14 protein-coding genes are annotated in these 20,031 nt (G+C 47.5%); 12 read left to right on the forward strand and 2 right to left on the reverse strand.

Annotated features, from left to right (window positions below):
* Positions 1-84: 84 nt before the first annotated feature.
* Positions 85-1,488, reverse strand: a complete 1,404-nt coding sequence (locus ACT53C_RS13710) for a TolC family protein (protein ID WP_476146864.1) — start codon at positions 1,486-1,488, stop codon at positions 85-87.
* A 650-nt stretch (positions 1,489-2,138) separates the two neighbouring features.
* Here ACT53C_RS13710 and ACT53C_RS13715 point away from each other — a divergent pair.
* Positions 2,139-3,389, forward strand: coding sequence for an alginate export family protein (locus ACT53C_RS13715; RefSeq protein ID WP_476146866.1), 1,251 nt, complete (start codon positions 2,139-2,141; stop codon positions 3,387-3,389).
* 53 nt (positions 3,390-3,442) lie between these two features.
* Here ACT53C_RS13715 and ACT53C_RS13720 read toward each other — a convergent pair whose 3' ends face one another.
* Positions 3,443-5,491 carry a putative bifunctional diguanylate cyclase/phosphodiesterase gene (locus ACT53C_RS13720; RefSeq protein WP_476146868.1) on the reverse strand — a complete coding sequence of 683 codons (2,049 nt, stop codon included), beginning with the start codon at positions 5,489-5,491 and terminating at the stop codon, positions 3,443-3,445.
* 256 nt (positions 5,492-5,747) lie between these two features.
* Here ACT53C_RS13720 and ACT53C_RS13725 point away from each other — a divergent pair, with 256 nt between their 5' ends.
* From ACT53C_RS13725 to ACT53C_RS13775, 11 genes are all read left to right on the forward strand, one after another.
* Positions 5,748-6,725, forward strand: coding sequence for a methyl-accepting chemotaxis protein (locus ACT53C_RS13725; protein WP_476146870.1), 978 nt, complete (start codon positions 5,748-5,750; stop codon positions 6,723-6,725).
* 26 nt (positions 6,726-6,751) lie between these two features.
* Positions 6,752-7,120, forward strand: a complete 369-nt coding sequence (locus tag ACT53C_RS13730; protein ID WP_194747259.1) for a response regulator — start codon at positions 6,752-6,754, stop codon at positions 7,118-7,120.
* Positions 7,121-7,169: 49 nt separating this feature from the next.
* Positions 7,170-7,493: an STAS domain-containing protein gene (locus ACT53C_RS13735; RefSeq protein WP_476146874.1), complete on the forward strand. Its 324-nt coding sequence runs from the start codon at positions 7,170-7,172 to the stop codon at positions 7,491-7,493.
* A gap of 25 nt (positions 7,494-7,518) precedes the next feature.
* The gene (locus ACT53C_RS13740) at positions 7,519-9,714 is read left to right on the forward strand and encodes a chemotaxis protein CheA (RefSeq protein ID WP_476146876.1); all 2,196 of its coding nucleotides are present in this window, start codon (positions 7,519-7,521) and stop codon (positions 9,712-9,714) included.
* Positions 9,715-9,769: 55 nt separating this feature from the next.
* Positions 9,770-11,395, forward strand: coding sequence for a methyl-accepting chemotaxis protein (locus ACT53C_RS13745; protein WP_476146878.1), 1,626 nt, complete (start codon positions 9,770-9,772; stop codon positions 11,393-11,395).
* Positions 11,396-11,473: 78 nt separating this feature from the next.
* Complete coding sequence (locus ACT53C_RS13750) at positions 11,474-12,010, forward strand: chemotaxis protein CheW (RefSeq protein WP_476146880.1); 537 nt, start codon at positions 11,474-11,476, stop codon at positions 12,008-12,010.
* A gap of 77 nt (positions 12,011-12,087) precedes the next feature.
* Entirely contained in the window at positions 12,088-13,875 is a 1,788-nt protein-coding gene (locus ACT53C_RS13755; RefSeq protein WP_476146882.1) for a methyl-accepting chemotaxis protein, read from the forward strand.
* A 207-nt stretch (positions 13,876-14,082) separates the two neighbouring features.
* The gene (locus ACT53C_RS13760; protein WP_476146884.1) at positions 14,083-16,008 is read left to right on the forward strand and encodes a HAMP domain-containing methyl-accepting chemotaxis protein; all 1,926 of its coding nucleotides are present in this window, start codon (positions 14,083-14,085) and stop codon (positions 16,006-16,008) included.
* 101 nt (positions 16,009-16,109) lie between these two features.
* A complete protein-coding gene (locus tag ACT53C_RS13765; protein ID WP_476146886.1) occupies positions 16,110-18,545 on the forward strand; it encodes a methyl-accepting chemotaxis protein in 2,436 nt (811 codons plus the stop codon).
* 64 nt (positions 18,546-18,609) lie between these two features.
* Positions 18,610-19,140: a chemotaxis protein CheW gene (locus tag ACT53C_RS13770; RefSeq protein WP_476146888.1), complete on the forward strand. Its 531-nt coding sequence runs from the start codon at positions 18,610-18,612 to the stop codon at positions 19,138-19,140.
* 73 nt (positions 19,141-19,213) lie between these two features.
* Complete coding sequence (locus tag ACT53C_RS13775; protein ID WP_476146889.1) at positions 19,214-20,029, forward strand: CheR family methyltransferase; 816 nt, start codon at positions 19,214-19,216, stop codon at positions 20,027-20,029.
* Positions 20,030-20,031: the final 2 nt, after the last annotated feature.

Here is a 20,031-nt window from a genome sequence, read left to right on the forward strand (position 1 = left end):
CTGACTATATTTAAAAGCCCAAGGTTAGGCCTTGGGTTTTTTTATGATAGAAGCCAATGAAAATAAATGCATGGCTGAACCAGATTATTTATCACGCATATCAACGCTAAAGTTTGCAGCCTGCCACGCTGATAAAGCCTTGGCGTAATCAGCTTTGACGGTTAAAGCCTCTATTTGTAATGCTCTGAGCACTCGTCTAGCATCTAGTAAATCAAGCACACCACTTGCCCCATGACTGTAAGCAAACTCAGCATAATTTGCATTTTTTTCGGCTTTTGTCAAAATGTCCTGATCAAACCTTTTGGATCGATCAGCAGCCGAGATTAAATTCGCGCGTGACTGTTTGAGCTCAACGATTGCTAGCGCTGTAGTTTGCGATTTGACTGTAATTGCATTCTGATAACTTGCTTCAGCCCTAGCGACCTCACCTTCGTACTGGTAGTTTATGAATAGGGGAATATCGACTTGGATGCCTAATGTATTGGTAAACATACCCGTCTGTTGCCCTGGAAAGTGGTCATACCTACCAGTAATTGTTAAATCGCGAACTTTAAGAGATTCTGCTAATTTTATTGACTGAGTTGACTGGCCAATGCGTGTTTCAGCGGCAAGCACATCTGGGCGCTGTTGTAAGATAGTGCTATCAAGATTGGCTTTAATCGCTTCACTATAAGATGGCCACATTTCAGTGACAAAGATTGCAGAAGACTCGTTCTCTCTGCCAATTAGATAAGCTAAACTAGCTTGGGCTTTTTCAACATTGGCCTCTGCTAGCCGAAGGTCATTGGAGGTTCGCATGACCTCGACCTCTATTCGTGATAGGTCTGAAGTTGAGGCATCACCCGCTTTTACCCTTAACTCTGTGGCCTTAAGAATAGCCTGATATAACGCAATGTTTTCTTGCTGCACTTGTAAAACTTCTTGCGCAAGCTTGAGATCATAGTACGCATTTTTCAAGGCCAAGTATTGTTGGCGAAAAGTGTCCTGTAGATCCAACTCGCTGGCACTAAAAGCACTTTCCGCTACATTTTTTCTTAAAGTTCGTTTATCTCCCCTTTCCCAAAGTTGCGCATACATAATGTAAGCGTCATAGGTTTGATTCAACAAACTATTTTGATTGTTTGTGATGGCATAGTTAGTGTTGGCTTTATTACGATTTAAATCAATATTCGCTGTGGCAAGACTTAAAACGGGATTCGGCGCATGATCTGCAATCTTGATATTTGCCCCGGCAATATCAACAAGCTGTTTTGCGGAAATGATTTCTCTATTATTGAATGACAGCAATGTAGTTGCATCTTTTAGAGTCAGTCTTTTTAATTGAATATTGCCAAATAAGGGGTCGGCATTAGACTCTGCATGTATGCTTGCAACGTTGAAAGCTACAACAAAAGCGTAAGCGATATATAAGAAACGTAACATAGTGTGTGTTGTCATTAAATAGCTTGATTCATAAGCAATTATTGAACCAAAATTCTTGATTAACATCGTTCAATCCAAAGGGCAGGTCAATCTAATTTACAAAGAGACGATCTAACAACAAAACGTTTTGTTTTCACTCAATACTCTTAAACTTCATGGAAAAAGGATATTTTAAATATATATGTCAACCATGTAATCTTTGCAGGCTAAAGGCAATGCAATTATGCATATTTTGCAGAGAATGTGTATCGGGTAAAGTGAAGTTGGTTTCGCTTGAGATGTTTTAAAAGCAGTTAAGTCATCACTCATTTAAGAAGAGATAAGTTATTAGTATAAACCTATGCCAAGCTGTTGGGTTAGAGGGGATGAGAGAAATGTCTTTTGAGTAGCTAGTCTTGAGGGATTTAGACTGGACTCCTTTAAACATAGGATAGTTAAGATGACGAGTGACTTTTACCCTGACTTATTAAAAATTAAATGCATTATCAATTGATACTCTCCATCTTCAGATGGGCTTAACTCCTTCTTCTCACTCATTCCAAAGCTTGCAATCTGGCGGGATTTTTATCGAATCGCTTTGCTATCAATTAAAAAAAATAAGGTGAGTTATAAACGATGATGTAAGGTTTTACTAGCTATCATCTTCGTTAATATTGACCCCATTCATTAATGGGGTGATAACCATTCATTATATTTTTTGGCAAGGTAGCCGTCTTTTGTTGGGCCTTTTGCTGACTTTTCATTCTGCGATTTATGCAGAGGAAGGTGGCGTTAGTAGTATGTATGAGGCGATTAATCAGGGCAAATCGGTATCACAATTCCGGTTCCGTTATGAATATGTAGACCAGGCCAACAAGCCAGACGACGCCAACGCATTGACCTTGCAGTCCTTGCTCGGATGGCAAACCGCGCCTTACCAAGACCTCAGTGTCACGGCGCAGTTGATCAATGTAAGCCATTTGAATCAGGATTTTTACGATAACAATCTGGGGCGCAATCATTCCAGTCCGCTGCCAACGGTACAAGATCCTGAAATCACGGATATTAACCAGCTCTTTATTGATTACACCGGTATTCCTCATAGCAAAGTGCGGTTAGGCAGGCAAATCATCCGGATTGATAATACCCGTTATGTGGGCGATATTATTTTCAGGCAATCGTCTCAAGTGTTTGACGGGCTGACCTTGACCAATCACTCGCTGGCAAATACCGAGTTTTTGCTGGGGCATTATGAGCATTTGCGCCAGTCTACAGGCAAATACCGTAATACCAATTTTGATATTGCGCATGCCAGTTATCAGTATGCGCCCAAGGCGAGTGTCACCGCTTACGGCTATTTTATGGATCAGCCTGAAACAGGCCAGAATACCGGCGTTTTGAATAGTTCGCACAAGGATATTGGCTTGCGTTTTGATGGCGCAATCGAGGTGCACCCTGACTGGCGCTGGTTGCATACGCTGGAGCTGGCCCGGCAAACCGCCTATCAGGGCGGCGCCAGCGCCATTGATGTGTCTTATCGCAGAATGGGCTTGGGGCTGGGTTACAAACAATGGTTTGCCAGGATCGATCAGGAAATTCTATCGAGTAACCGCGGCTTATATGCGTTTCAAACGCCTTTTGCCACCTTGCATCCTTTTCAGGGCTGGACCGATTTGTTCACCACCACACCGAGACAAGGCATGATAGACCGCTATTTGACGCTAGGCGGCAAGTTTGAGCAGTGGACATTGCATACCGAGTGGCACACCATGTATGCCGACCAGCGCTATCAAACACCGACAGGCATGGGCGATCATTATGGTAACGAGTGGGATGTTTCCTGTGCTTATCAATACACGCCCAAGTTGCAGGCCAAATTTGAATATGCGCGCTTTTATGAGGATGACACGCTAGGCAGCAGCCTCACCGCGACCTCACGCAAGCCTGATACCACCAAGGGCTGGTTGACGTTGTTGTATCAGTTTTAATCAGTTTTGGTTGGCGAGTCGCAAGCTAGGTGCGGGGTTTACTTGAGCGATGCTTACTCATTGGGGCTGTTGGGAACAGCCACTAGGGTCTTGAAGCTGCTGTAAGGCATGGGCTTATAAAAGTAATAGCCCTGCACCAGTTTGCACGAGGTAGTATTCAAAAAATTTAATTGCTCCAGAGACTCTATGCCTTCTGCTACTACTTCAAAGTGCAGAATTTCGGCCAGTTTGACGATGGCCTTCACCAGCTCGGTATTGTCCAGATGTAAGGGAATGTCGTTCATAAACGCCCGGTCTATCTTGATCTGGCTGATTGGATATTTGGTCAGATAGCTCAGTGAGGAATAGCCTGTCCCAAAGTCATCCAACGAAACTGTAATGCCCAGTGATGCGACCTGAAGCAGGGTTTTCAGCACCTCTTCACTTTTCTCCAGCAGCACAGATTCAGTGATCTCCAGTTTTATCCAGGCCGGATTGCACTGCCAATGGTTTAATTTTTGTTGCAAGCTGTCAAAAAACAGCGGTGCCTGAATCTGGTGTGAAGATAAATTGATTGAAATCGGGATCATGTCATGGCAAGCACGATTGATTTCGACGGCATAAGCAATGCCTTGATTCAGAATCCAGTCGCCAATCTCCAGAATTTGCCCATTGCGTTCAGCCACAGGAATAAATTTATCTGGCGGGATAAAGCCTTTGAGTGGATGTTTCCAGCGGATCAAGGCTTCGGCACCGGCAATCCGATTGTCACGAATATCCACTTGCGGTTGCAGGTAGATTTCAAACTCCTTGTTTTCAAGCGCATGCGACAGTGCAGCTTCCATTTCAATATAATCAAGAGACTCTTGTAAAAAGCCCGGGGCAAAAAACAGGTATTGCTGCAGTGTTTTTTCCGCTTTGGTCGCCGTCAGCGTCGTGTAGGGGATCAAGAGCTTGAAGTTCTCTGTATCTTGCGGCAGCTTCATGATGCCGGCAAAAGTCTTGATCTTGATGGTGCGTATGCCCAGTGAATAAGGGGCTTGCAGGCGTGTAATCAGGGTTTCAATTTCGGTCACCAGCTTTTTATCGTCCCCGCATTCTTCCCTGACCCACAGAAAACTTGAAGACGCGACGCGCGCAATCAGACTGTTTGACACGACTCTTTCTTGCAGCCTGGCCAAAAACTGGTTCAATAATTCAGCCGTGCTAGCAGGCCCGATAAACTCTGACAACTCCTCGAGTGACTGTACCCTGATCATGGTCGCAACGATGGATTGATCTGCAGAAAAACGCTGCGGATAATGGTGTAAAAAGCCCAGTTTATTCAATACCCCGGTTTCCTTGTCAAACAGCAAGGACTGCTGCAGCCTGAACATCAGACTGTTTTCTGGAACTGGTTGTGGTTGGGTTTGCTTGCCTTCCAGCAAACCATTAATCACGCCAATAAATTCATTGGGCTCTGACCCCAACACTGCCAGAATCCTTGCATAGGTTTTTTTGCCCGCAAAATACAACACTCCCAGCAGGAGCAGCATACTGACCAGATAAATGCCGATATTGGTAAATTCAAGATACTCCAGTGACTTGAACTCTTGCCAGGTTTGCGAAAGATTCCCGGCCAGTGCGGTGTCCACGCTGTCTATCGTCGCCTTCCCAGCATGAAACACCGGTGTAAAGCGTGTTGTCACTGAGGCCTCTGACTTATCTATCGGTTGTTGAATGAGTAACTGGTTGAGTTCGTCCTTAAAAAGATGGAAGTTGCTCTGTATTTCGTCAATCAACCTAGCATTTTGCAAGTTGATTGCTGGGAGCTGTTTCAATTGCTCCACCTTGTTAGTCAGCACATGGAGCTTGTTCAGTATTTCTGGCAGGACATGATTACGCTTATATAAATCCTGCGTCCTGAGCGACTCTCTTACATCGGCAATCAGCATCAGGGTTTCTGTTCTAACCTCGTTTAGCGCCTCCATATTTGGGATCAAGGTGTTCGTGATGACTCCGCGTGAGAAGTAGGTTTTATGCGTCATCCAGATCAGACAGCCAACGGTCAAGGTAATGCTGATAATCATCATGAAGACGAATTTCAACAAGGTCCGTTTGATATTGATTTCCTGCGTGTTCATAGCTAATTCCTTGTTTTAACGTGAATAGTTCACGTTGCAGTTATGCCCCGCTCGTCTCTCTATAACGCCATAAATACTCTAGGCTTTAGGCCTATGCTCAAGCGTTAGATTAGGACAAATAAACCCACGTTTATTAGGGGATTAATGCGTCAGGGAGTCTCTTAAAATTGAGTTAAACAAATGTAATTTCATTGGCACTACTGTAAGGATCACATGAATGCAAAATTATTACGATCACACCGCAAGCAGCAATGATATGCCTGAATTTCACAACGAAGAATTACAGCAGTTGTGCCTATCGGTGTTGCCGCTGTGGGCGGATCAGATTCACGCTGCAAAAACACTGACCAGCAGCTCAATTGATGAATTGAGTGCCAAGTTTGCTGGGTTGTCGCAAAGTGTACGTACGGTCACCAGCCATGGGCAATCGCAGAGTAATGCGCAATTGCTTGAATTGCTCAATTTAAGCCAGGAGCAGTTAGCCACGGTGATTGCCTTGCTCAAAAACAGCATCGAAGAAAAGCAGACGCTGCTAGAGGCCGTGTCTACCTTGTCCAGTTATACCAAAGAGCTGTTGGATATGGCGGATATCGTGACCCGCATTGCCAAGGAAACCGGGATGGTCGCTGTGAACGCGGCGATTGAAGCCGCGCGTGTAGGTGAGCGCGGCCGAGGCTTTGCTGTGGTGGCGGATGCCGTGAAACGACTTTCCTCAGATGCTGGTCGCACCGGCTCGCATATTTCTGAAACCGTGAATCGCGTGTCGCAAGCGATTAAAAATGTGTCGCAAGTTTCAAAAGAGTTTGAAAAGAAAGATGCGCAAACCTTGATCGAGGCAGAGCAGATTGTGAATACGGTGCTGGATAAATTTGGCCATACCGCGAATGAGGTGGTCGAAGAGAGCCAGCAGATGGTGAAAGAAAGCCAGCATGTGGCCCAAGAGATCGATCATGTTTTGTATTCATTACAGTTTCAAGACCGCGTCAGTCAAATGTTGGGCCATGTGCAGCAGGATATCGAAAAACTGAATCAGCGCGTGGACGATGTGAAAGGACTGGGTGGTGTCGATGAATGGTTAAAACAACTGAAGTCCACTTACACCATGCGTGAGCAAACCCAGATTCACGACAAGCGCTCCAGGCCAACTGCAGGCGCCAGCAAAAAATCTTTCACTGCGAGTGCCGCGCCACCGGCCAGCACTAGCAACGATGCAGATGACATCACTTTCTTTTAAACGCTTTAAATAATAAGGAATTAGCCATGGCAAAAACCATACTTATTGTAGATGACTCTTCTTCTTTGCGATCCGTAGTTGGCACCGCCCTCAAAGGGGCAGGTTACGATGTGATTGAAGCCGAAGACGGCAAGGACGCACTGACCAAGCTAAACGGGCAAAAAATCCACCTCATCATTAGTGATGTGAACATGCCCAATATGAACGGCCTTGAGTTCCTCAAAGCCAGCAAGCAAATCCCCGCCTATAAATTTACGCCAGTAATCATGCTCACAACCGAGAGTGCCGAAGAGAAAAAGATGCAGGGTCAGGCCGGGGGCGCCAAGGCATGGATGGTGAAACCTTTCCAACCGCCACAATTGTTGAACGCCGTGTCCAAGCTGGTGTTGCCATAGCGCATCGCCCACAGCCATCCATCGATTTTCTATCTTAGGGAGTTCCAGTATGCCAGTCATGATTGATACCAATGAAGCGCGTTGTGCGCTGACCTTTAGTGGTGAATTAAATATTTACAACGCGGCAGAGACCATGGCCCAGGTGAAGGCCGAGTTAAGCAAGACCTTGCCCTTGCAGCTTGATTTGGCAGAGGTGGACGAAGTCGATGCGGCCGGCCTGCAGATTTTGATGGCGATCCGCTTGCATGCGCTTTCACATGGGGTGGATTTCCAACTTGCAAATCCCAGTGATGCGGTCATGGATTTGATTGAGCTCTCTGACACCGCTGGCTTTTTTGGCATCACCCAGGTGCTGACAGAAGTTGCCGCTTGAGACCACTATTTAAGGAGGAAACAAGATGCAACTAGATGAATCCCTGCAGATTTACATCATTGAAAGCCGTGATTTGCTACAGCAGATGGAAGAAGCGCTGCTGACGCTGGAACAGAATCCCGGAGACGAAGAAAAGATTAATGCCATCTTCCGTGCGGCCCACACCATTAAAGGCTCGGCCGGCTTGTTTGGCTTGGACTTTATCATCAGCTTCACCCATGTGGCTGAAAGCGTGCTGGATAAAGTGCGGAATGGTGAAATTGAAGTCACTGAAGAGATCGTGGCCCTGTTTCTTGAAGTGGGCGACTTTATCAGCAAGCTGATTGATCATGTGGCCGAAGGCACTACCCCAGATGCCGACACCCTGGTGGTCAACGACAGTTTGATTCACCGGCTCAATGTTTACCTGGAAGCCAAGCAGACGGCCAAAGCCGTGGCTGAGTTGCCGGTTGCAAGTGACACTGCCGCTACCGAGCCGGGCGCGCTAGAAAGTATGGACACCGCAGAAACCGGTTGCTGGCATCTCTCCTTGCGCTTCGGCCCGGATACCTTCCGCAGTGGCATGGATCCGTTCAGCTTCTTGCGTTACATGAATACCATGGGCCGCATTGTGCACATGGTCACCCTCACGCAAGCCCTGCCTGCACTCGAAGACATGGATGCCGAAAGCTGCTTTCTGGGTTTTGAAATCAGTTACGAAAGTCAGGCCAGCAAAGTCGAGATCGAAGGTATTTTTGATTTTGTGCGTGATGATTGCGAGATTCATATCCTGCCGCCGCATGGGCAGATTCAGCACTATATCGACTTGATCGACCGCCTCTCCAATGAAGACATGAAACTGGGTGAGATTTTACTCAAGTGCGGCACACTGACGCCCAATGAGCTAGAGGCGGCGCTTGCCAAACAGGCCAACCCTGCAACTGGCGACAAGCAGCCCATCGGCCAGACACTGGTCAATGAGCAACTGGTGCAACCCGCGGTGGTCAATGCGGCGCTGGAAAAACAGCGTCAGGTCAAAGAAACCAAAAATGCCGAATCCAACTATATCCGCATTGATGCCAACAAGCTGGATGAGCTGATCAATCTGGTGGGCGAACTGATTATTGCAGGGGCCGGCGCCACACTGATTTCCAATAAGATCGGTGATAGCGCCATGAATGAAGCCACTTCCAATATCTCTACGCTGGTGGAGCAAGTGCGTGACTCAGCACTGGCCTTGCGTATGGTGCAAATCGGCGCCACCTTTAGCCGCTTTAACCGTGTGGTACGTGATGTCAGCAAAGAGCTGGGTAAAGATATCCGCCTGGAGATCAGTGGCGAAGAAACCGAACTCGATAAAACCGTGGTGGAGAAAATCAGTGATCCACTCACGCATCTGGTACGCAACTCCATGGACCACGGCATTGAATCGGCCGAGGTGCGTGTTGCCAAAGGCAAACCCGCTTATGGCACGCTCAAACTCAATGCTTTCCACGACTCCGGCAGCATCGTGATTGAAGTCAGTGATGATGGCGCGGGCCTTAACCGCGACAAGATTCTGGCCAAAGCCATAGACAAAGGCTTGGTCAGCCCTGAGCAGTCACTCAGTGACAAAGACATTTATAACCTGATTTTTGAAGCAGGCTTTTCTACCGCAGACGCCGTCAGCAACCTGTCTGGCCGCGGGGTGGGCATGGATGTGGTCAAACGTAATATTCAGGCCCTGCGCGGCACCATTGATATCCAGTCGCGGCCTGGCTTGGGTTGCACCATGAGCATCCGCCTGCCACTGACGCTCGCTATTATTGATGGCTTTCTCGTGGGCGTGGCCGACTCTTCTTACGTGGTCCCACTCGATATGGTGGTGGAATGTATTGAGCTTTCTGCAGCGGATTATGAATCCTCTGTCAATGATCAAAGAAACTTTATTAACCTGCGGGGCGAGGTCTTGCCTTACCTCAAACTCAGGGATGAGTTCGAAAGTAAAGGTGAGCCTCCTGCACGGCAAAACATCGTTGTGATGCAGTATGCAAACCAAAAAATAGGATTAGTGGTGGATAAGTTGATTGGTGAATTCCAGACTGTGATTAAACCCCTGGGTAAGGTGTTTGAGAACGTCAAAGGTATTGGTGGCTTCACCATTCTTGGCTCAGGCAGCGTGGCACTGGTATTGGATGTGCCGCGCATGATGCAACTGGCCAATATGGAAAGCATAAAAGAACAGGCGCTTCTCGACAGTTAAGTAAGCTCCAGCGATTTAACCAAACAATTTATTAATTAAAGAAGGCGGGTTTGTAATGAAAGTTTCTCAAAAAATATCACTCATGATTGCTATTGCAGTTCTTGGACTATTTAGTTTGATCGGCCTCAACTACAGCAGTCTCGAAAAAGTGTTTGAAGCGACCAACAATGCCAACGTGAACGGGATTCCAAGCATCAGTACTTTAAACGAAGTCATGAAGAAGTTTGGTCAATTGCGGGTCAGGGTGTATCGCCATGTGCTGAATACCGATCAAAATGCGATGACTGCCATTGAAACTGCGATTAACGAGGCGAAAAAAGGTGTTGAAGATGGCCTGGTGAAATATAGCAACGAGAACATCTTTGATGCAAAAGATAAAGAGCTGTTAGACCGTGTGCGTAAAGGCTATGAGGCTTATTTACCTGGTATGACTGAAGTCATCAAGCTCTCGAGAGAAGGTAAGCAAAAAGAAGCGCTTGCTATTTTAACTTCAAATGCAAAAGTGGCTGAAGAGTTGAATGCTGCGATTGATGAGCATATGGCTTACAACCAGGCATTGGCTAAAGCCTCGGCTGAAAATGCGATTGAAGTTAAATCTAGCGCTGTGACAACTGGCTTGATTGTGGGTGGTTTACTTTCGTTTGCTGTATTGGCTCTCGCGCTCTTTATCATCAGATCCATCACCCGCCCACTCAATAGCGCTGTGATTTCTGCTAATGCCATTGCCAATGGGGATTTAACGCAAACCGTTGAAGTGACCTCCAATGATGAAATCGGCCAGATGATGGCCTCCATGAAAACCATGTCTGAAAAAATCAGCACGGTGATTAATGAGATCAAGGCCTCTGCAGACAATATTGCCAGTGCCTCCGAGCAAGTGAGTGCGACGGCGCAAAGCATCAGCCAGGCCACCAACGAACAAGCCGCTTCTGTCGAGGAAACCTCTGCGTCAGTCGAGCAAATGAGCGCATCTATTAACCAGAATGCTGAAAACTCCAAAGTGACCGACGGCATTGCCGGTAAAGCAGCCAAAGATGCTAACGAGGGTGGAGCTGCGGTGAAAGACACGGTGGTGGCGATGAAGAGCATCGCTGACAAGATCAGCATTATTGATGACATTGCCTACCAGACTAACCTGCTGGCCTTGAACGCTGCGATTGAAGCGGCGCGTGCCGGTGAGCATGGCAAAGGCTTTGCTGTGGTGGCGGCAGAAGTGCGCAAGCTGGCTGAGCGTAGCCAGGTGGCGGCACAAGAGATTGGCGAAGTGGCGAAAAACTCCGTGGGTCTGGCAGAGCGCGCCGGAGACTTGCTGGATGAGATCGTGCCTAGCATCAACAAAACCAGTGATCTGGTACAAGAGATTTATGCAGCAAGTGAAGAGCAAAGCAGTGGAGCCTTGCAGATTACGGCTGCGATGAATCAACTGAGCCAGGTGACCCAGCAAAATGCCAGCTCCAGTGAAGAACTGGCGGCGACGGCTGAAGAGATGAGCGGTCAGGCTGAGCAACTGCAACAACTGATTGGATTCTTCAAGGTGGGGGTGGATGATCATCTGGTCTCGGCAGCCACTAAAAAGGTGATCAAAAAAGTCTCTAAACCAACGATTGGTCATGTGACTGGTGCCAAGTCAACTAACGACTATGCAGCTCAAGTCGATGAAGCACAGTTCGTAAAGTTCTAAGGAATATTGATTGTCGACATTTGCAGCAGCCTACTGGCGAGCTTGCGAGAACTGCCGACAACCTTGAAAGGAAAAGTCATGAGTGAACTGAGTGTGGCAGAGCCACCAAAAACGCAGCAAGCAGTGTTAGAAAACGGGATTCAGCAGTACCTCACCTTTGTCCTTGGGCGGGAGACCTTTGCCCTCAATATCCTCAATATCAAAGAGATTATTGAGTATGGGCAATTAACCGAGGTCCCCAAAATGCCAGCGTTTATTCGCGGCGTCATTAACCTGCGCGGTGCAGTGGTGCCGGTGATTGATATGGCTGCCAGGTTTGGCAAGCCTAGTGCCGATATCACACGTAAAACCTGCATTGTCATTATAGAAGTTGCACATGTAGAGGCGACGCAAGTGGTTGGTGTCATGGTCGATGCTGTCAATGAAGTGGTGGATATTGAAGCGGCCAATATTGAGCCTGCGCCAAGCTTTGGTGCCAATATCCGTGCGGACTTTATTGAAGGTATGGGCAAAATTGATGGCAAGTTTGTAATTATTTTAGATGTGAACAGCGTACTGTCGGTGGATGAAATTGCCACGCTGGCAGGCAGTAACGTCAGCACTGCTGCTGAGTAATGATAAAGGGCTTTATCAAGTAAAGCGCTAAAAGAACTTTTGGATTGTAAATCCATAAAAACGAAAGGTAGTTAGATATGAAACTGACTGTTGCAAAAAAAATGCTGTTTTTAATATTCACTGCGGTGGTTGGTATGGTGGGCTTGGTCATCATGGCGAGCACGCAAATGGAGAAAGTGTTTAACACTGTCAATGTCGCTAACGTGAACTCCATCCCCAGCCTGATTGATCTGGATCAGATACGCAAACACACTTTGCGCTTTCGTATCCAGTTAAATCGCCATATTGTCACTGATGCTAGAGATATCAAGGCCTTAGATGACACAGAGGCCAAAATTGAAGAGCATAAAAAAGCGTCACTAGAGGCATTTGATCATTACATCCAAAACAATGTGGCCGATGAAAAAGATAAACAGCTGGTCACCAAAAGTCGTGATTTGTTTGTGCAGTACATGTCGCATGCGCCCGCAATCATTGCGCTTTCCCGCGCCAATAAATCTGAGCAGGCGCGTGAAGCCTCTGCCGAATTGATGGGGTTGGCAGATGAAGCGGCTAACGTACTTAATGAGGATTTTGATTACAACGTAGGGCTGGCTAAACAGGGCGCTGAAAAGGCACAAGCAGTTAAAGCACAAGCCAGCTTGGTTGCTTTCACTATCGCCGCGATCATCATCGCTATTGCAGGGGTCGTCGGCTGGATAATTACTTCAGGCCTGCTTAAACAACTGGGCGGTGAACCTGATTATGCAGCTTCTGTGGTCAAAACGGTGGCCTCTGGCGACTACACCGTTCAAGTAGAAACCAAGCCAGGCGATACCAGCAGTATGTTGTATTCCATGAAGCAAATGGTCGAACAATTGTTGACTCAAATTGGTGGTGAGCCCGCCTATGCCGCAGGCATTGTGAAACGTGTCGCTGAAGGGGATTTAACTGTTAAGACGGATTTACGCCCCAATGATAACAGCAGCATTTTGTTTGCCATCGACAATATGGTGAACCGCCTGACCGGCATTATTTCTGAAGTGCGAGGCTCTGCCGACAATATCGCTAGTGCCTCTGAGCAAGTAAGTGCCACCGCACAAAGTATCAGCCAGGCCACTAATGAGCAAGCAGCCTCTGTCGAAGAAACCTCTGCCTCTGTTGAGCAAATGAGTGCGTCTATTAACCAGAACGCCGAAAACTCCAAAGTCACCGATAGCATTGCCGGTAAAGCCGCTACAGACGCCAACGAAGGCGGCGCAGCGGTGAAAGATACCGTGGTTGCCATGAAGAGCATCGCTGACAAGATCAGCATTATTGATGACATTGCCTACCAGACTAACCTGCTGGCCTTGAACGCAGCGATTGAAGCTGCGCGTGCGGGCGAGCATGGTAAAGGCTTTGCTGTGGTTGCGGCAGAAGTACGCAAGCTAGCCGAGCGTAGCCAGGTCGCTGCGCAAGAGATTGGTGAAGTGGCCAAGAACTCCGTGGGCCTGGCAGAACGTGCTGGTGACTTGCTGGATGAGATTGTGCCTAGCATCAACAAAACCAGTGATTTGGTACAAGAGATTTATGCGGCGAGTGAAGAGCAAAGCAGTGGTGCCTTACAGATTACTTCTGCCATGAACCAACTGAGCCAAACCACCCAGCAAAACGCGAGTTCGAGTGAAGAGCTGGCCGCGACGGCAGAGGAAATGAGTGGCCAGGCTGAGCAACTGCAACAACTGATTTCCTACTTTAAGGTAGGTTCCGAAGGCAGTGGTGGTTTTTCAGCTGCAGTGAAAAAGAGCGTTAAAAAAGTGACCACACCAGCCAGCAGTAAAGCACCACTGCATGTCGCGACTGCGGCGGCCGATATTGATGAGTCACAGTTTGTTAAATTTTAATGATTGAGTGCAACACCAAACGAGTCCCTGATGGCATCTCCCTCGTTTTAGAGCCAATCTCCGTGCAGATTTTGTAGGCGGCACGGAGCAGAGTCAGGGACAGTTTGTAATGAGTTTAAATGTGAATAGTGTTTTGTCTGTATGCAGGATAGCAATCTTGGCTGGTACGGTTGAGAAGTATCACTAAATGTTGAAAAGGAAGTTGAAATGAAAATGACCGTTGCAAAAAAAATGATACTGCTGATTGGCACAGCGGTATTTGGCCTGATTTTAATCGCTTCCATGGCGCAGTATTACCTGGACCAGGTATACACCAAAACCAATTACCTCAATATCAATACCGTGCCCAGCATTATTGTTTTGGATGAAATGTCCAAAGCTTATGCGGATATGCAGGAAACAGTTTATCAGCATATCGTCAATACAGATGACGCGACCATGACACAGTTGGATCGCGTGATTCTGGAATACCGGGCCAAGCTTGATGAAGGCGTTAAGAAGTATGAGTCCGAGAATATCACCGACGATAAAGATCGTAGCTTGATTGAAGGGATTAAATCTGAGCTGAGAAGTTACGATACAGTGCGTGAGCGTGTATTGTCGCTCTCACGTGCCAACAAAATTGATGAGGCACGTAAGGCTGTCTTCGCTGCGAAAGATGACTTCCTTAAAGTTTCACAAGCGATTGAAGCGGATAGAAAGTACAACGTGGAAATCGGTCAAAAGGCTTCAAAAGACGCCTCTGACACACAGGCCACCGCTTTACTGCTCTCCCGCACAATCGCCTTGGCCGTCATCGCGCTAGCCGCCGCAATCGGCTTCTTTATTACCCGTAACCTGTTAAAACAATTGGGCGGGGAGCCGGATTACGCAGCCGCTGTTGTGAAAACGGTAGCCGCGGGGGATTACACGATTCAAGTGGAAACCAAGCCTGGCGATACCAGCAGTTTGTTGTACTCCATGAAGCAAATGGTTGAGCAATTAATGTCTCAAATTGGTGGCAAGCCAGAGTACGCTGCTTCGGTCGTGAAAACAGTCGCTTCCGGCGACTACACGGTTCAGGTAGAAACCAGACCCGGCGATACCAGCAGTCTGTTGTACTCTATGAAGCAGATGGTCGAACAATTGCTGTCTCAAATTGGTGGCGAGCCTGCTTATGCTGCGGGCATTGTCAAGCGCGTCGCTGAAGGGGATTTGACTGTTAAGACGGATTTACGCCCCAATGATAACAGCAGCATTTTGTTTGCCATCGACAATATGGTGAACCGCCTCACCGGTATTATTTCTGAAGTCCGTGGCTCCGCTGACAATATTGCCAGTGCTTCGGAGCAAGTGAGTGCGACGGCACAAAGTATCAGCCAGGCCACCAACGAACAAGCCGCTTCAGTAGAGGAAACTTCTGCTTCAGTGGAGCAGATGAGTGCTTCTATCAACCAAAACGCTGAAAACTCTAAAGTGACCGATGGCATTGCCGGTCAAGCAGCTAAAGACGCCAACGAAGGCGGGGCCGCGGTGAAGGATACCGTGATTGCCATGAAGAGCATCGCTGACAAGATCAGCATTATTGATGACATTGCCTACCAGACCAACCTGCTGGCCTTGAACGCGGCCATTGAAGCGGCACGTGCGGGCGAGCATGGCAAAGGCTTTGCGGTGGTAGCGGCCGAAGTGCGCAAGCTGGCAGAGCGTAGCCAGGTGGCGGCGCAAGAGATTGGTGAAGTGGCTAAGAATTCCGTGGGTCTGGCTGAGCGTGCCGGTGACTTGCTGGATGAGATCGTGCCTAGCATCAACAAAACCAGTGATCTGGTACAAGAGATTTATGCCGCGAGTGAAGAGCAAAGCAGTGGAGCCTTGCAGATTACGGCTGCGATGAATCAACTGAGCCAGGTGACCCAGCAAAATGCCAGCTCCAGTGAAGAACTGGCGGCGACCGCTGAAGAGATGAGCGGCCAGGCTGAGCAACTGCAACAATTGATCTCCTACTTTAAGGTGGGTTCAGAAGAGAATGCTTTTTCCTCTTCAGTGAAAAAGAGCGTTAAAAAAGTGACCAAGCCAGCCAGTAGCAAATCAGCGCTGCATGTAGCGACGGCCAATGCCGCCGATATTGATGAGTCACAGTTTGTGAAGTTTTAACTTGATCGAGATGTATGTGGCTGATGTTGGGAAGCATGAGCCACACGGCCAGTAGGCTAAAAATTTGTTAAATCAAGTGTAATTATGTTGGGAGAAACAGTATGTCTATTTTGAACTACAGGGCAGTCAATAAAAGTCGCATTCAGGTTGCGCAGCAATATTTAATGCAATTGGGTAAGGGACAGTTGAATCAATCACTGGACTTAAGTGTTCAAGATGAGTTAAGTCCTCTTTTTTTGCAAATTTACGAGTTGCAACAGCAATTGGCGCAGAAACAACAGGTGCTGGATGATTTCATGAGTGATCTTAAGCACATGTCCAAAGAGCATGATACTGGAGATATTGATGTAGCGATGAATGCAGATAAATTCCAAGGCGATTTCAAAACCATGGCGGTAGGGGTGAATACCATGGTTGGTGGACATATTGCGGTGAAGAAAAAAGCCATGGCGGTCATTAAGGCCTTTGGTGAAGGTGATTTTGATGCACCGATGGAGCAACTGCCAGGTAAAAAAGCGTTTATCAATGAGACCATTGAAAAGATGCGCAGTAATCTCAAGGGCTTTATTGCCGACATGAACCATATGTCGAAAGAGCACGATGCCGGTGACATTGATGTGGCGATGAATGCAGATAAATTCCAAGGCGACTTCAAAACTATGGCAGCGGGCGTGAACACCATGGTTGGTGGCCATATTGCGGTGAAGAAAAAAGCCATGGCGGTCATCAAAGCCTTTGGCGAAGGTAACTTTGATGCGCCAATGGAGCAATTGCCAGGTAAAAAAGCCTTTATCAACGACACCATTGAAAAGATGCGCAGCAATCTTAAAGGCTTTATTGCCGACATGAACCATATGTCGAAAGAGCACGATGCGGGTGACATTGACGTGGTGATGAATGCAGATAAATTCCAAGGCGATTTTAAAACCATGGCGGTAGGGGTGAATACCATGGTTGGTGGTCATATTGCGGTGAAGAAAAAAGCCATGGCGGTCATCAAAGCCTTTGGTGAAGGTAACTTTGATGCGCCGATGGAGCAACTGCCCGGTAAAAAAGCGTTTATCAACGACACCATTGAAAGCATGCGCAGTAACCTTAAAGGTTTTATTGCCGACATGAACCATATGTCCAAAGAGCACGATGCCGGGGATATTGATGTGGTCATCAATGCAGATAAATTCCAGGGCGATTTCAAAACTATGGCAGTCGGTGTGAATACCATGGTCGGCGGCCACATTGCAGTGAAGAAAAAAGCCATGGCGGTGATTAAGGAGTTTGGTGAGGGTAACTTTGACGCGCCAATGGAGCAATTGCCTGGCAAAAAAGCCTTTATCAATGACACCATTGAAATGGTCCGCAGCAATATGAAAGCCATGTCAGGTGAAATCAATATGCTGATTGAGGCCGCTTCACAAGGTAATTTGACTGTACGTGCAGACTCAACTTTGTATAAGGGCGATTACCGCAAGATGGTGCAAGGCCTCAATGACATGCTGGATAACATTGTCAATCCGCTGGTAGAGGTCATGGCATTGATGAAAGAGGTTGAGCAAGGCGATTTGACCCAACGCATAGACAATGAATATCAAGGCCAACTTGAAGAGCTGAAGCTGTCCGTGGTCAATACGGTAGAGCGATTGATGCAAGTCATCCTCGAGGTGAGAGGCTCCGCTGACAATATTGCCAGTGCCTCCGAGCAAGTGAGTGCGACCGCGCAAAGCATCAGCCAGGCCACTAACGAACAAGCCGCTGCTGTTGAAGAGACTTCGGCCTCCGTTGAGCAGATGAGTGCCTCAATTAACCAGAATACCGAAAACTCTAAAGTGACCGATGGCATTGCCGGTAAAGCCGCGAAAGACGCCAACGAAGGCGGGGCTGCGGTGAAAGATACCGTGATTGCCATGAAGAGTATCGCTGACAAGATCAGCATTATTGATGACATTGCCTACCAGACCAACCTGCTGGCCTTGAACGCGGCCATTGAAGCGGCACGTGCGGGCGAGCATGGCAAAGGCTTTGCTGTGGTTGCGGCAGAAGTGCGAAAACTGGCAGAACGTAGCCAGGTGGCAGCGCAAGAGATTGGTGAAGTCGCCAAGAACTCAGTGAGCCTGGCAGAACGTGCCGGTGACTTGCTAGACGACATCGTCCCTAGTATCAATAAAACCAGCGACCTGGTACAAGAGATCTCAGCGGCCAGTGAGGAGCAAAGCAGTGGTGCATTACAGATTACGGCTGCGATGAACCAGCTGAATGAGGTGACCCAGCAAAACGCGAGTTCTAGTGAAGAACTGGCAGCGACGGCAGAAGAAATGAGCGGCCAGGCCGAGCAACTGCAACACTTAATCGCTTTCTTTAAAGTGGGCAGCGAACATCATGCACCTGCAGGATCAGAAAGACAAAGGACGAAGTCTTTAAGTAGTAAACCAGTTGGTAAAAAATCTAAGGGGGGCAAGCCAGTCATTAGCCAGTCTATACCAACGCCAAAAACTGGCACCTATGGTGGCGGCATTGATGAGGAGCAGTTCGTTAGGTTTTAAGTGATTGGGCACACATTGACGTGTGTCCATTCGGTACTTAAAACAGAAAACGAAAGGATCTAAAATGAGTGAATTGGTCGTTGTAAAACAAGAAAGTAATCCGCTGAATGGTTTGTCTGGGGCTGTGCAGCAATATTTAACATTTATGCTTGGACGCGAAGTGTTTGCCCTAAATATCCTCAATATCAAGGAAATTATCGAGTATGGGCAGCTGACTGAAGTGCCCAAAATGCCTGCGTTTATCCGAGGGGTAATTAATTTGCGTGGTGCGGTGGTGCCTGTGATTGATATGGCAGCACGGTTTGACAAGCCAACGGCGGACATCACGCGCAAAACCTGTATCGTGATTATTGAAGTTGCGCATGCTGAGGGGACACAAGTCGTCGGCATGATGGTGGATGCGGTGAATGAAGTGGTGGATATTGAGGCTGGCAATATTGAGCCGGCGCCGAGTTTTGGTGCCAATATCCGCGCTGATTTTATTGAAGGCATGGGCAAGATAGAGGGTAAGTTTATTATTTTACTCAACGTGAACAAGGTATTGTCTGTCGATGAGGTCTCTAGTCTGGCGACTGGCGCCGCTTTGGCGAATTAACGCTTGAAGCAAGTGAGAGATTGGAAACTAATCGCTAGTCTGATAAACATTGGCGAGTTAAAGGGTAAATAAGATGGATCAGATTGAATCATTAACCGTCAAAGAGTTTGGCTTGTTTAAAAGCTTTATTTACTCACAAGCAGGCATTGCCCTGTCTGACGTTAAAAAACCGTTGGTGAGTGGCCGGCTCAGTAAGCGCCTGCATTTTCATAAACTGCATTCATTCACGCAGTATTACAAGTTGATTAATGATCCGGCCAATGCGACGGAAAAGCAGATTGCGATTGATTTGCTCACCACCAACGAAACGCATTTTTTCAGAGAGCCCAAACACTTTGACTTCTTTAAAGAAGTGATTCTGCCCAAGCGTAGCAAAGGCAAGCCTTTCCGGGTCTGGAGTGCGGCGTGCTCGTCTGGTGAGGAGCCCTATACGATTGCCATGTTGCTTGATGAACATCTGGGCAAAGAGCCCTGGGAAATTGTCGCCTCTGATTTAAGCACCAAGGTGTTGCAGCAAGCGCACAGCGGTTGTTACAACATGCAGCGTGCCTCCGAGATCCCCAGGCCTTATCTGACCAAATATTGCCTGAAAGGCACCGGCGATCACGACGGCGAGCTGCTAATTGTGAAAGAGCTCAGGCAACGGATCAAATTTTTGCAGGTTAATCTGACCAAGCCTTTTCCTGATCTGGGCCAGTTTGATGTGATTTTTTTGCGTAACGTGATGATCTATTTTGATGTCGAGACCAAACGGCAGATTACAGATCAAATGTTGCCCTTGCTCAAGGATGGCGGCTACTTCATGATCAGTCATTCCGAGAGCTTGAATGGCGTCACTGAGAAATTTGTCTCTGAAGCGCCTTCTATTTATAAAAAAGCTGCTAATTAGTT

The sequence above is a fragment of the Methylophilus sp. DMC14 genome, assembly GCF_056314085.1.

Coding starts and splice junctions, on each gene's coding strand:
- ACT53C_RS13710 (WP_476146864.1), bottom strand. CDS start 1,488: ATGTTAATCAAGAATTTTGGTTCAATAATTGCTTATGAATCAAGCTAT.
- ACT53C_RS13720 (WP_476146868.1), bottom strand. CDS start 5,491: ATGAACACGCAGGAAATCAATATCAAACGGACCTTGTTGAAATTCGTC.
- ACT53C_RS13725 (WP_476146870.1), top strand. CDS start 5,748: ATGCCTGAATTTCACAACGAAGAATTACAGCAGTTGTGCCTATCGGTG.
- ACT53C_RS13730 (WP_194747259.1), top strand. CDS start 6,752: ATGGCAAAAACCATACTTATTGTAGATGACTCTTCTTCTTTGCGATCC.
- ACT53C_RS13735 (WP_476146874.1), top strand. CDS start 7,170: ATGCCAGTCATGATTGATACCAATGAAGCGCGTTGTGCGCTGACCTTT.
- ACT53C_RS13740 (WP_476146876.1), top strand. CDS start 7,519: ATGCAACTAGATGAATCCCTGCAGATTTACATCATTGAAAGCCGTGAT.
- ACT53C_RS13745 (WP_476146878.1), top strand. CDS start 9,770: ATGAAAGTTTCTCAAAAAATATCACTCATGATTGCTATTGCAGTTCTT.
- ACT53C_RS13750 (WP_476146880.1), top strand. CDS start 11,474: ATGAGTGAACTGAGTGTGGCAGAGCCACCAAAAACGCAGCAAGCAGTG.
- ACT53C_RS13755 (WP_476146882.1), top strand. CDS start 12,088: ATGAAACTGACTGTTGCAAAAAAAATGCTGTTTTTAATATTCACTGCG.
- ACT53C_RS13760 (WP_476146884.1), top strand. CDS start 14,083: ATGAAAATGACCGTTGCAAAAAAAATGATACTGCTGATTGGCACAGCG.
- ACT53C_RS13765 (WP_476146886.1), top strand. CDS start 16,110: ATGTCTATTTTGAACTACAGGGCAGTCAATAAAAGTCGCATTCAGGTT.
- ACT53C_RS13770 (WP_476146888.1), top strand. CDS start 18,610: ATGAGTGAATTGGTCGTTGTAAAACAAGAAAGTAATCCGCTGAATGGT.
- ACT53C_RS13775 (WP_476146889.1), top strand. CDS start 19,214: ATGGATCAGATTGAATCATTAACCGTCAAAGAGTTTGGCTTGTTTAAA.